The following is a 12,161-nucleotide window of genomic DNA, read 5'->3' as shown; positions in this document are numbered from 1 at the left end:
CGCTGGAGCGGTCGGCCGGCGCTGGAGCGGCCGGCCGGACGGCGGCGCGGTCGGCCGGACGGCGGAGCGGTCAGTGGTCGTCGCGGGGCGGGTGGGAGCGGTGCCGTCCGCCGCCGTGGACGGCCCGTCCCTCGGTGTCGTCGCCCAGCGTGGCGCGGGTCAGCCGGGTGAGGACGTCGGCGAGCTCGGGGTTCTCGTCCGGTGACCAGTCGGAGATCTGCCGCGCCAGCCCGGCGCGCCGCGTCTCGACCAGCCGGTCGGCGACCCGCAGCCCCTGCTCGGTCGGGACGAGCACGCCGTCGTCGGACGTCACCAGGCCGCGCTCCACCAGGCCGCGGACGTGCGGACGGCCCTCCTCGACCGTCACCCCGGCGCGTTCGGCCAGTTCCCCGCCCGACACCGCGCCGTCCCGCGAGATCCGGCACAGCGCCCACATCTGCGCGGGCGGCAGGTCCACCCCGGCGGCGCGGGCGATCCGCGCGTACAGCTCCAGCGCCTCCGGGTCGTGCCGGATGAGCTCGCTGAGCGCCCGCTCGGCCTCGTGCCGGGACGAGCCGTCCCCGGGCGGCGGGACGTTGGCGGCGGCGGCAGCGGCGGCGCCGGACCGCAGCGGCGTCTCCTTCATGAACCAGGTCAGGACGCACGCGACGACCGCGACCGGCACAGCCCACAGGAACACGGTGGAGATCGCGTCCGAGTAGGCGTCCAGCAGGTCGGCGCGGACGCGCGGGGGCAGCCGCTCCATCAGCTTGGGATCGCCCTGGACGGCCGTCAGGTCGAAGCCGCGCGGCAGCTCCCCCCGCCGGGCCAGCGCGGTGATGTTGTCGGCGAGCCGGTTCGCGAACACCGTCCCGAACGCCGCGACGCCGAACGACCCGCCGATCTGCCGGAAGAACGTCACGCCGGACGTGGCCGCGCCGAGGTCGGCGTAGTCCACCCGGTTCTGCACGGCGATGACGAGCACCTGCATGACCAGCCCGAGCCCGAAGCCGAGCAGCGCGAACCGCAGGCTCATCGACCACGTGGACGAATGGGTGCCGAGCAGCGAGAGCAGGTAGAGCGCGACCGCGACGATCGGCGTGCCCACGATCGGATAGATCCGGTACCGGCCGGTGTGGCTGATCAGCTGCCCGGACCCGATCGACGCGACCAGCAGCCCCAGCATCATCGGCAGCAGGTGGACGCCCGACATCGTCGGCGACACACCGTGCACGACCTGGAGGAACAGCGGGATGTAGACCATCGCGCCGAACATCGCGAAGCCGATCACGAACCCGATCGCCGACGACAGGTTGAAGGTCGAGTCGCGGAACAGCCGCAGCGGGATGATCGGCTCGGACGCCCGGTGCTCGGCCCACACCCAGGCCGCGATCAGCACGACCGCCAGCACGCCGAGCCCGATGATCTGCGGCGACGCCCACGGGTACTCGGTGCCGCCCCAGGTGGTCATCAGCACCAGCGCCACCGACCAGCCGATGATCAGCAGCGTGCCCGGGTAGTCGATCCGGTGCCGGTGCCGCTCGGACGGCGCGTGCAGCGCGAACGCGATCGCGACCAGCGCGAGGAGCCCGATCGGCAGGTTGATGTAGAACACCCAGTGCCAGGACAGGTTGTCCACGAACCAGCCGCCGAGCAGCGGCCCGCACACGCTGGACACCCCGAACACCGCGCCGAACAGGCCCTGGTACCGGCCGCGTTCGCGGGGCGGGACGACGTCCCCGACGATCGCGATGGCCAGCACCATCAGCCCGCCGCCGCCCACGCCCTGGACCGCCCGGAACGCGATGAGCTGCCCCATGCTCGCCGCCAGCCCGCACAGCGCGGACCCGATCAGGAAGATCACGATGGACGCCTGGAACAGCCGCTTGCGCCCGTACTGGTCGCCGAGCTTGCCCCACAGCGGCGTGCAGGCCGTGGACGACAGCAGGTAGGCCGTCACCACCCACGACAGGTGGTTCAGCCCGCCGAGGTCCCCGACGATCGTCGGCAGCGCCGTCGACACGATGGTCTGGTCGAGCGCCGCCAGCAGCATCGAGAGCATCAGCGCGCCGAGGACGACGGCCAGGTCCCGTCCCTTCGGCATGTCCCTGGCAGGTTCTACCGCAGCTGTGGACATCCCCGTCCCCCCAAGGCGCCCGGTCCCCGCACCGTCCGATCCTTTCGGTGGGGACCTACCCTCGGCGGGGCAAAGATCACGCGATGTCCGGGTCGGCAGACGATCAGGCCGCCGGTCGACCCGACCCGGCGGCCTCTCCCCGCCCCTGCGGCACGGCCTCTACGCGTCCACTTCGCGGCGGCGCGCGGCGGCTCGCGGGCAAGCCTGCGGCGGCTCGCGGCGCCGCTACTCGACCAGGTCGCGGGCGACCTTGGCGGCGCCCAGGGCCGCCGTGCCGCCGGCGATGGCGGTGGCCCCGGCGGAGACCCACAGCGGCAGGCCGCGGCGGGTGCGCAGGCCGTTCAGGGTGTCCAGGCCGTCCACCAGGAGGCCGAAGCGGGCCCAGGTCCTGCGCGCGGGGCCGCGGCTCAGCAGGTAGCCCGCGCCGAGGGCGATCTCGCGGGCGGCGAACATCCGGGTGACGTAGTCGCGTCCCGGATCCGCCTGCCCGCCGAGGCCCATGGCCTTCACCGTGAGCTTCGGCGCGGCGAACGCGGCGAGGCCCAGCACGACCCTCCCGCGCGCGACGTTCAGCATGACCGCGTCGAGCCGCTCGGCGACGCTCTTGTTCTCGGTTTCCGTCACTTCAGCCACGAACGGGAGGCTATCCCCCGGGACGACCGGCCGGTAACCCACCTCTGACCGGGTTATCGTCGAGGGTGAAGGGCCCGTCCCCCGGATCGAAGGTGGCCGTCCATGCAAGCACTGCTCGCCCTGATCGTCACGGGGCTGTTGGTCGCGTTCTGCGTGCGGTGGGTGGCGGGGAGACTGCGCCTCGGCGCGCCGACGCGGATGGCCGTCATCGTCATCTTCATGCTCGTGGCGCTCGCCCTCTACGGCCACCAGCTCGGCGGCTGACGCCCTCCCGGGCCCGCGACGGCGGCGGGTCCGGCCGCGATCGACCGCGAGCGGGTGAAGTCCTGGCCGAGGTGTTACCCGTCCGGGCCGAACCTCCGGCCGTGGCACGGAGTCATAACTGACGAAACCGGCTTCAGCCCTCTGCACGCGCCGCCGGACGGTCCAGGCCGGCGGCGGTCGGAGGGGGACCCCGCCGCTTCGCCGCCCCCGAGCCGAGGGAGAGTCCTGACGTGCCGCATCCGGCGACCACACTCCAGGAGCCCGGTCGCGCCGTCGCCCCCCACCTGCGGCGGCTGCTCGACTTCGCCGAGCCGCGCGCCGACGACGTCTGCCTGGACGTCGCGCGCGGCCCCGGCCCGCTGCCCGCCGCGCTCACCGGAGTGGTGCGGCAGGTGACGGCCGTCGACGCGACGTCCCCGCTGCGCCCCCGCGCGGCCCGGACGCCCACCACCACCTTCGGCACCGGCCCGGTGCGCATCGCCGAGCTGCCCGACCTGGCGTGCGAGCCGCTGGACGCCGTCCCGCCGTGCCTCGGGACGCCGCTGGAGGCGCGCAGCCTGCCGCCCGGCGCCGTCCGCGCCGACGCCTGCGCGCTGCCCTACCGGGACCGCTCGTTCACCCTGGTCACGGCCAGGTTCACGCTGTTCCACCTGGGCCCGCCCGAGCGGACGCTGCGGGAGCTGCTGCGGGTCTGCCGCCGGGACGGGCGCGTGGTGGTCGCCGACCTGGTGCGCGGCAACACCGCGGGCACCGACCGGGACCGGATCGAGCGCCTGCGCGACCCGAACCACCGCGGCACGCCGTCCATCGCGGGCCTCACCGAGCTGGTCGTCTCGACGGGCGCGAACGTCCGGCGGCTGGACGTGTTCACCGTCGAGCGCCCGCTCGAACCGTGGCTGGCCGGGGCGCCCGACCCCGACGCCGCCGACGTGATCCGCACCGAGCTGCTGGACGAGGTGGACGGCGGCCCGCGCACCGGCGCCAAGCCGCGCATCATCGGCGGCGAGCTGTGGTTCACCCAGTCCTGGGCGCACCTGGCCGTCGAACCCATCTGAACCCGTCCCCCACGCTCCCCTCACGTTCTTCGGCCCCGCGCCGGACGCACCGGCGGAGGCGCGGCGTAGCGTGGGGAACATGCGCGCGTGGACGGTCGCCGAACCCGGGACGCTGCGGCCCACCGAGCGGGACGTGCCCGAGCCCGGCCCCGGCGAGCTGCTGGTCCGGGTGCTGGCCTGCGGAGTGTGCCGCACCGACCTGCACGTCCTGGACGGCGACCTGCCCGTCCACAGGCCGGGCGTCGTGCCCGGCCACGAGATCGTCGGCGAGGTCGTGGCGGCCGGACCGGGATGCCTGCGGGGCCCCGGCGACCGCGTCGGCGTCGCGTGGCTGCGCGGCACGTGCGGGGCCTGCCGGTTCTGCCGCCGGGGCGCGGAGAACCTGTGCCCGCGCTCGGTCTACACCGGCTGGGACGCCGACGGCGGTTACGCCGAGTTCGCGATCGCCGTGGACGCGTTCGCCTACCCGCTCCCGCCGGGGCTGGACGTCGTCGGCACCGCGCCGCTGCTCTGCGCGGGGATCATCGGCTACCGGGCGCTGCGCCGCGCCGACGTCCCGCCCGGCGGACGCCTCGGCATCTGGGGCTTCGGCGGCTCGGCCCACCTGACCGCGCAGATCGCGCTGGCCCAGGGCGCGGAGCTGCACGTCTACACGCGCGGCGAGCAGGCCCGCGAGCTGGCGCTGGAACTCGGCGCGACCTGGGCGGGGGACTCGTTCGACGAGGGGCCGTCGCGCCTGGACGCCGCGATCTGCTTCGCCCCCGCGGGCGAGCTCGTCCCCGCCGCGCTGGAGCGCCTGGACCGGGGCGGAACGCTCGCCGTCGCGGGCATCCACCTGTCGGACGTCCCGCCGCTGGACTACCAGCGGCACCTGTTCCAGGAGCGCCAGGTCCGCTCGGTCACCGCGAACACGCGGGCGGACGGCGAGGAGTTCCTCACCCTCGCCGCCCGTCTCGGACTCCGGGTCACGACGCACCCGTACCCGCTGGACGAGGCCGACCGGGCCCTCGACGACCTGCGTGCCGACCGCTTCGCCGGCGCCGCCGTCCTCGTCCCGTAACCCCGCCGCGGCCCTGTGCGGCCGTGCGCGGCCCTACCGCAGCGGCAACTGGAACCAGACGGCCTTGCCGTCCTGGGTGGGACGGGCTCCCCAGCGGGTGGCGAGCTGGTCCACCAGGTACAGGCCCCGGCCGCCCTCGTCGGTCTCCCCGGCGCTGCGGATGCGCGGCAGCCGCATGTCGGTGTCGAAGACCTCGACCCACACGGCGTCCGCGCCCTTGCGGAGGCGGACCCGGAACTCCTTGGTGGGGGGTTCGCGGCGGCCGAGTTCGGCGCCCAGGGGGTCGAGGTCGGGGGTGAGGCCCCAGTCGTCGTCGTCCAGGTTGAAGTGCACCGGGGGGCCGCCGTCCAGCACCAGTTCCCGCCGGGGGGCGGGGGTGGTGGTGGCGTGCAGGACGACGTTGGTGACGACCTCCGACACCAGCAGGCAGGCGAGTTCGGCCTGCTCGGCGGGCATCCCCCAGTCCGCGAACGCGTCCGACGCCATCCGGCGCGCCTCCGACACCATGATCGGCTCGGCCGGGAAGGTGCGGTCGGCGACGGCGAGCTCCTCCGGCGACGTGCGGATCACCACGATCGCGATGTCGTCGACGACGTCGCCGGGGATCGCGTCGTAGGCCGCCTCGGCGATCGCCTCCACGTCCTTGCGGGCGACGGCCGCGACGGCCTTGCGGACCGCCTCGCGCGCCTGCTCGCGGGTGTGGTAGCCGCCGTCGTCGCGCGGACGCCGGTCGATGAGCCCGTCGGTGTACAGCACGAGGGTGGAGCCCGGCTTCAGCTCGGCGGTCTCCTCCTTGAACAGGATCTCGCCGCCGATGCCCTGGGCGCGCACGCCCAGCATCACGCCCTCGTTCTGGAACTCCAGGTCGTGCACCTCACCGTCCACGACCAGCAGGGGCGGGTCGTGCCCGGCATTCGAGAACTCCAGCACGCGCGACCACGCGTCGTAGACGAAGTAGGTGCAGGAGACCAGCGGCGGGCGGACGAGGTCGTCGTTGCTCCAGCCGGACGTCATCCGGGACGGCCGGGTCATCGTGCGGACCCACTCGTCCAGCTTGCGCAGGATGTCGGCGGGCGGCTTGTCGTCCTGCGCGAACGCGCGCAGCGCCGCGCGGAGCTGCCCCATCACGGCGGCGGCCCGCGCGCCCCGGCCCTCGACGTCGCCGATGACCAGGCCGACGCGTCCGGCCGACAGCGGGATCACGTCGTACCAGTCGCCGCCGACCTGGGTCTGGATGCCGTGGCCGTGCGACTCCAGCGGCCGGGCGGGCTCGTACCGCCAGGCGATCTGCAGGCCGTCCGGCCGGGGCGGGCGCTCGCCGGGCAGCAGGTGCTTCTGGAAGGCGAGCGCGGTCTCGCGCTCCTCCTCGAACAGCAGCGCGTTGTCGACGGCGAGCGCGATCCGGGACGCGATCGCGCCGATCAGGTCGCGGTCGAAGCCGTCGTAGTGCGGGTCAGGGCGGCGCGACAGGTTGGACAGCGCCAGCGACATCACGCCGAGCAGCTCGCCGCGCGCGATCAGCGGCGCGGCGATCACCGAGGTGATGCCCATCGCGTCGCCGAGCCGCTGCGACTCCTGGGTCGGCGCCGAGAACCGGTGCTGGAGCATGTCCTCGACCAGGACGGCGTCGCGCCGGTTCATCGCCCGGGTGGCGAAGTGGCCGGGCGGGTAGGACACCGGGTCGCCGGTCTCGGCCCACGTGCCGGGCGGCGGGCGCCAGCCGCCGGCGTGCGCGGAGACCCGCCGGTACAGCCGGTCGCCGCCGAACAGGTCGATGAAGCAGTGGTCGGCGAACTGCGGGACGAGCGTCTCGGCGACCCGCTGCAGCGTGGCGGCCAGCTCCAGGGACGCCGACAGCCGCTCGCCGATGCGCTCCAGCAGGCCGTACCGGTCCTGTTCGCGCTGGTTGGAGCGGAGCGCCTCGCGGGCGAAGATCACGATGCCGTCCACGGCGCCGGACGGGTGCCGCAGCGGGACGGCGTGCGCGCGGGTGTAGACGGTGGAGCCGTCGGCGCGCTGGTTGCAGAAGGTGCCCTCCCAGACGCCGCCCTTGAGGACGTGCTTGGCCAGCTCGGTGGCCTGCTCGTGGTCCTCCTCGGCGATGCCCAGGGACAGGATCGAGTGCCCGATGACCTCGTCCCCGCCGAACCCGAACAGCTGGCGCGCGAAGTGGTTGCCGTAGATCACGTTGGAGAACCGGTCGCACACCACGACCGCCATCTCCATCTGGGCGAGGACGGTCTCGGGCGGCAGCAGCGCCTCGAACGGCGACTCACCCCAGCGCTTCATGATCCGCCACTCCCCCGGGGGAAGGCGACGCGCCGGCCCGGGGCGGGGCGTGCCCCGCCGCGACCCGTTCCGACCTCGCCGGTCTCCGTTCGTCCGCTCACCACTGCCCTTCCGCGCGACGCGTCCCGGGGCGGACGGACCGGCCGACCCGCGCCGGACGCCACCTGAGGTATTGAACGACGATCCGGCGCGCCGGACGCGCCGGTTCGTGGCGACGGAACGGAGATCTTTGGTGTGGCTCCGCCCATGGGTGCATGGGCCGCGCCGTCAGCGGGGGCTGACGAACACGTGTCCGGCGATGTCGGCCGGCAGCTCGGTCTCCGGGCCGTCCGTCTCGTCGTCACAGACCACCCGCACCCCGTCGTCGGTCGTCCGAAGAGTCACCTCTCGTCCCGGTTGTATCCCGATCTGCTTGAGTCTAAGCATCAGATCGCTGTCACTCTGCACCTGTTCGGAAATACGCCGAACAATCGCCTTTGTCCCGGTTTCGGATGCCACGGTCGCCATCGGCACCACCGGGGCCCCGTCGGCCTCCGGATGGCCGCCGAGCTCGGACAGTCCGGGGATCGGGTTGCCGTGCGGGCACATGGTCGGGTTGTCCAGCAGCGCGACCAGCCGCCGCTCGACCTCTTCGCTCATCACGTGCTCCCACCGGCACGCCTCGATGTGGACGTCCTCCCAGGGCAGGCCGATCACGTTCACCAGCAGGCACTCGGCCAGCCGGTGCTTGCGCATCACCGAGACCGCCAGGCTCCGGCCGGAGTCGGTGAGTTCCAGGTGCCGGTCCCCCTCGACCCTGAGCAGGCCGTCCCGCTCCATGCGGGCGACCGTCTGGCTCACCGTCGGGCCGCTCTGCGAGAGGCGCTCGGCGATGCGCGCGCGGAGGGGGACGATCCCCTCCTCTTCGAGCTCGAACACCGTCCGGAGGTACATCTCCGTGGTGTCGATCAGGCCGTGTGAGGTCACGAGCTCCCTCCAGTGTTGTGACCATCGAGTCTACTTGCTGCGGCCGTTCGCGACCGGAGCGAGCGAAGAACCCCGATGCCCGGCTGAGGAGCCGGGTCCGGCACGACCTCCGAGGGCCGCCCGCTCTTCCGTCAGTCCCGTGTGTCGTAGGTCATCAGGGCCGGGACGGCCAACCCGACGATCACCACCAGGACGGCGCAGGCCACCCCGCCGGCGACCCAGGACACGCCCGCGCCCGCCGCCGACGCCATGGCCCCGGCGCGCAGGTCGCCCAGGCGCGGCCCGCCCGCGACGACCACGGTGAACACGCCCTGGAGCCGGCCGCGCATCTCGTCCGGCGCGTACGTCTGCAGGATCGTCTGCCGGAACACCGAGGAGACCAGGTCGGCCGCGCCGCCCACCGCCAGCAGCAGGAACGCCAGCCAGAGCTGGTGGGCGAGCCCGGCGGCGGCGACCGCGACGCCCCAGACCGCGATGGCCGCGACCAGCGCCGCGCCCTGCCGGTGGATCCGGCCGATCCACCCCGACATCAGGCCGCCGAACAGCGCGCCGAACCCGATCGCGGCGAACAGCCAGCCGACCGCCGCCTCGCCCCCGAACCGGGTCTCGGCCATCTCGGGGAACAGGGCGCGGGGCATCGCCACGACCATCGCGATCAGGTCCACGACGAACGACATCAGCAGGACGGGCCGGGTGAGGATGAAGCGCAGGCCGTCCACCACCGAGCGCAGCCCGAGCGCCCCCGCGCCGCCCAGCGGCGGGATCGCGGGCAGCCGCGCCGCCCCGTACAGGCCGACGGTGAACAGCGCGGCGTCCAGCGCGTAGGCGGCCGGGTAGCTCCAGTGCGCCAGGATCAGGCCGGCGAGCAGCGGGCCGAGCAGCACGCCCGCGGTCTGGACGGTGAAGTTCAGCGTGTTGGCGGACGGCACGAGCGACGCGTCCAGCAGCCGGGGGATGATCGCGCCGCGGGTCGGCGAGGACACCGCGAACCCGACGGCCTGCACGGCCACCGCGGCCAGGATCAGCGCCAGGCTGCCGACGTCCAGCAGCGCCTGGAGCAGCAGCACGAGCGTCGACGCCCAGGACACGACGGACGCCATCAGCAGCAGCCTGCGCCGGTCCATGTGGTCGGCGACCGCGCCGCCCCACAGCCCGAACACGATGAGCGGGACGAGGTTGGCGATGCCCAGCACGCCCACCCACAGCGACGAGTGGGTCATGTTGTAGACCTGCACCGGCACGGCGACCGACGTCACCTGGAACCCGACGAACGACACGCCCTGGCCGAGCCAGAGCCGCCGGTACGCGGGATGGGCCAGCGGACGCGTGTCGATCGCGACGCGCCGCCAGCGCGGAACCGCGTCCCGCCCGTCCGCCTCGCCTTTGCCGGCCGCCGCGGACGCCGCCGCCCCCTCCGGGGAGCGGGAGGACTCGGGGGACGCGTCATCGGGGAGGACGGCCGAGGGCGCCTCGTCCGGGGGGACGTCGTCGGGGAGGACGGCCGGGGGAACCTCGTCGCGGAGCCGGGGCGCGCTCTCGTGTTCCCGGTGTTCTCTGTGTTCTCCGGGGTCTTGTTGTTCCGGGGTCTCTTGCTGTTGTTGTTCGGGGGAGCTCACGGGGAGAGTCTCTCGACCTTCCATTCGCCGCCTTCACGGCGGTACCTGATCCTGTCGTGCAGGCGGTTGGGCCGGCCCTGCCAGAACTCGACCGCCACCGGGACGACGAGGTACCCGCCCCAGAAGTCGGGGAGCGGCACGTCGTCCGGCCACCGCTCCGACAACGCCGCGTACCGCTCCTCGATTTCCGCGCGGCCGTCGAGCGCCGCCGACTGGTGGCTCGCCCACGCGCCGATCCGGGAACCGTGCGGACGGCTGTCGAAGTACGCGCGGACGTCGTCGCGAGGCAGCTCCTCCACCGTCCCCTCGATCCGGATCTGCCGGTGCATCGCGTGCCAGGGGAAGACGAGCGCGGCGCGCGGGTTCTCCTCCAGCTCGCGTCCCTTGCGGGAGCCGAGGTTGGTGAAGAACCGGAAGCCGTCCGGGCCGAAGCCCTTCAGCAGGACGGTCCGGGCGGACGGCACGCCGTCCGGAGTGGCGGTCGCGACGACCATCGCGTTGGGCTCCGCGAGCCCCACCGCGGCGGCGGCGGAGAACCACTCCGCGAACAGGGGAAGCGGCTCGGCGGGGAGGCCCTCCTCCACCAGTTCTCCGTCTGCGTAGGATTCCCGGAGCCGTGCGGGATCGGGCGCATTCACATCGTTCGAGCCTCTCACCTGGGCATTGTGCAACTCACAGGGGCCTGGGTACCAGCCAGTAGGGCGGACAGGGTTCAATGGCACGGCACCGCCTTATCACTCATGGGGACGAAAGGCAGGACGACATGTCCGACTTCAAACCCGGTCTTGAGGGGGTCGTCGCCTTCGAGACCGAGATCGCCGAACCGGACAAGGAGGGCGGCGCCCTCCGCTACCGGGGCGTCGACATCGAGGAACTCGTCGGCCGCGTCTCCTTCGGCGACGCCTGGGGCCTGCTGGTCGACGACTCCTTCGACCCGGGGCTGCCCCCCGCTCCCCCGCTGGCGCTGCCGGTCGTCTCCGGCGACGTCCGGGTGGACGCCCAGGCCGGGCTCCCGGCGCTGGCGCCCCGCTACGGCCTCAAGCCGCTGCTCGACATCTCCGACGAGCAGGCCCGCGCCGACCTCGCGCTGGTGTCGGCGAACGCGCTGTCGTTCGTCGCCCAGTCCGCGCGCGGCGTCGGGGTCCCGGTCGTCCCGCAGTCCCGGGTGGACGAGGCGAAGACGATCACCGAGCGGTTCATGATCCAGTGGCGCGGTGAGCCCGACCCGCGGCACGTGCAGGCCATCGACGCCTACTGGGTCTCCGCCGCCGAGCACGGTCTGAACGCCTCCACCTTCACCGCCCGCGTGATCGCCTCCACCGGCGCGGACGTCGCCGCGTCCATCTCCGGTGCGATCGGCGCGATGTCCGGTCCGCTGCACGGCGGCGCCCCGGCCCGCGTGCTGCCGATGATCGAGCAGGTCGAGCAGGTCGGCGACGCCCGCCGCGTGGTCGAGGGCATCCTCGACTCGGGCGAGCGGCTGATGGGCTTCGGCCACCGCGTCTACCGCGCCGAGGACCCGCGCGCCCGCGTGCTGCGGCGCACCGCCAAGGAGCTGGACGCGCCGCGCTTCGAGGCCGCCAAGTCCCTGGAGGACGCCGCCCTGGCCGTCCTGCGCGAGCGCCGTCCGGACCGCGCGATCGAGACCAACGTCGAGTTCTGGGCCGCCGTCATCCTGGACTTCGCCGAGGTCCCGACCGCGATGATGCCCGCGATGTTCACCTGCGGACGCACCGCCGGCTGGGCCGCGCACATCCTGGAGCAGAAGCGCACCGGCCGCCTGGTCCGCCCCTCGGCCCGCTACACCCGGCCGCCTGGTCCGCCCCTCGGCCCGCTACACCGGCCCCGGCACCCGGTCGATCACCGACGTGACCGGCGCCGCGGACGCCCTGAAGCGGTACACGGTCTGACCTTTCCGCCCGTGTCCCCCGGACGCGCGGCACGTGAGGCCCCTGGTCCTTCTCCAGGGGCCTTCTTCGTGCCTACCCTCTCCATCCATGGACGACGAACCGCTCGAGGGTGACATCGGCCCGTCCGCGCAGGTCCGCACCGACGGACGCGCGCCGGACGGGCACGAGCCGGACGGCTCCGCGCGGCCGGACGGGTCCGGGGAGGGGCGTCCGGGGACGGGCGGACGCGGCGCGGTCGCGGCGGAGCTGCGG

At 73.8% G+C, this 12,161-nt stretch carries 10 protein-coding genes; 4 read left to right on the top strand and 6 right to left on the bottom strand.

Features of this window, described 5'->3' with window-relative positions; translation table 11 throughout:
* Nucleotides 1–70: 70 nt before the first annotated feature.
* Both DZF91_RS02915 and DZF91_RS02910 read right to left on the bottom strand, forming a co-directional pair.
* Nucleotides 71–2,083 carry an MFS transporter gene (locus tag DZF91_RS02915; RefSeq protein ID WP_235834036.1) on the bottom strand — a complete coding sequence of 671 codons (2,013 nt, stop codon included), beginning with the start codon at nt 2,081–2,083 and terminating at the stop codon, nt 71–73.
* A gap of 258 nt (nt 2,084–2,341) precedes the next feature.
* Nucleotides 2,342–2,749, bottom strand: coding sequence for a hypothetical protein (locus DZF91_RS02910; protein ID WP_235834035.1), 408 nt, complete (start codon nt 2,747–2,749; stop codon nt 2,342–2,344).
* A 102-nt stretch (nt 2,750–2,851) separates the two neighbouring features.
* Between DZF91_RS02910 and DZF91_RS40905 the strand changes: the two genes are divergently transcribed.
* The 3 genes from DZF91_RS40905 to DZF91_RS02900 all read left to right on the top strand — a co-directional run bounded on the left by DZF91_RS40905 (nt 2,852) and on the right by DZF91_RS02900 (nt 5,128).
* Complete coding sequence (locus DZF91_RS40905; RefSeq protein WP_199486364.1) at nt 2,852–3,013, top strand: hypothetical protein; 162 nt, start codon at nt 2,852–2,854, stop codon at nt 3,011–3,013.
* A 230-nt stretch (nt 3,014–3,243) separates the two neighbouring features.
* Nucleotides 3,244–4,068: a class I SAM-dependent methyltransferase gene (locus DZF91_RS02905; protein ID WP_117355964.1), complete on the top strand. Its 825-nt coding sequence runs from the start codon at nt 3,244–3,246 to the stop codon at nt 4,066–4,068.
* A 79-nt stretch (nt 4,069–4,147) separates the two neighbouring features.
* Nucleotides 4,148–5,128 carry a zinc-dependent alcohol dehydrogenase family protein gene (locus DZF91_RS02900; protein ID WP_117355963.1) on the top strand — a complete coding sequence of 327 codons (981 nt, stop codon included), beginning with the start codon at nt 4,148–4,150 and terminating at the stop codon, nt 5,126–5,128.
* 33 nt (nt 5,129–5,161) lie between these two features.
* Here DZF91_RS02900 and DZF91_RS02895 read toward each other — a convergent pair whose 3' ends face one another.
* The 4 genes from DZF91_RS02895 to pdxH form a co-directional block, all read right to left on the bottom strand.
* Complete coding sequence (locus DZF91_RS02895) at nt 5,162–7,417, bottom strand: ATP-binding SpoIIE family protein phosphatase (RefSeq protein WP_117355962.1); 2,256 nt, start codon at nt 7,415–7,417, stop codon at nt 5,162–5,164.
* A gap of 267 nt (nt 7,418–7,684) precedes the next feature.
* Complete coding sequence (locus tag DZF91_RS02890; RefSeq protein ID WP_117355961.1) at nt 7,685–8,383, bottom strand: metal-dependent transcriptional regulator; 699 nt, start codon at nt 8,381–8,383, stop codon at nt 7,685–7,687.
* A 131-nt stretch (nt 8,384–8,514) separates the two neighbouring features.
* Nucleotides 8,515–9,999 (bottom strand): MFS transporter, encoded by a 1,485-nt coding sequence (locus DZF91_RS02885; RefSeq protein ID WP_235834034.1) that lies wholly within the window; start codon nt 9,997–9,999, stop codon nt 8,515–8,517.
* A complete protein-coding gene (gene pdxH / locus DZF91_RS02880; RefSeq protein WP_235834033.1) occupies nt 9,996–10,583 on the bottom strand; it encodes a pyridoxamine 5'-phosphate oxidase in 588 nt (195 codons plus the stop codon). The genes DZF91_RS02885 and pdxH overlap by 4 nt, the downstream gene beginning before the upstream one ends.
* A 179-nt stretch (nt 10,584–10,762) precedes the next feature.
* On the opposite strand from pdxH, the gene DZF91_RS02875 reads away from it, so the two are divergent.
* The gene (locus DZF91_RS02875) at nt 10,763–12,022 is read left to right on the top strand and encodes a citrate synthase 2 (protein WP_117355958.1); all 1,260 of its coding nucleotides are present in this window, start codon (nt 10,763–10,765) and stop codon (nt 12,020–12,022) included.
* Nucleotides 12,023–12,161 lie beyond the last annotated feature (139 nt).

The sequence above is a fragment of the Actinomadura logoneensis genome (assembly GCF_003428695.1).
Lineage (GTDB): Bacteria > Actinomycetota > Actinomycetes > Streptosporangiales > Streptosporangiaceae > Spirillospora > Spirillospora logoneensis.
Note: the sequence above shows the minus strand (reverse complement) of the source record. Positions and strands in the feature narration are given on the sequence as shown.

Coding starts and splice junctions, on each gene's coding strand:
- DZF91_RS02915 (WP_235834036.1), bottom strand. CDS start 2,083: ATGCCGAAGGGACGGGACCTGGCCGTCGTCCTCGGCGCGCTGATGCTC.
- DZF91_RS40905 (WP_199486364.1), top strand. CDS start 2,852: ATGCAAGCACTGCTCGCCCTGATCGTCACGGGGCTGTTGGTCGCGTTC.
- DZF91_RS02900 (WP_117355963.1), top strand. CDS start 4,148: ATGCGCGCGTGGACGGTCGCCGAACCCGGGACGCTGCGGCCCACCGAG.
- DZF91_RS02895 (WP_117355962.1), bottom strand. CDS start 7,417: ATGAAGCGCTGGGGTGAGTCGCCGTTCGAGGCGCTGCTGCCGCCCGAG.
- DZF91_RS02875 (WP_117355958.1), top strand. CDS start 10,763: ATGTCCGACTTCAAACCCGGTCTTGAGGGGGTCGTCGCCTTCGAGACC.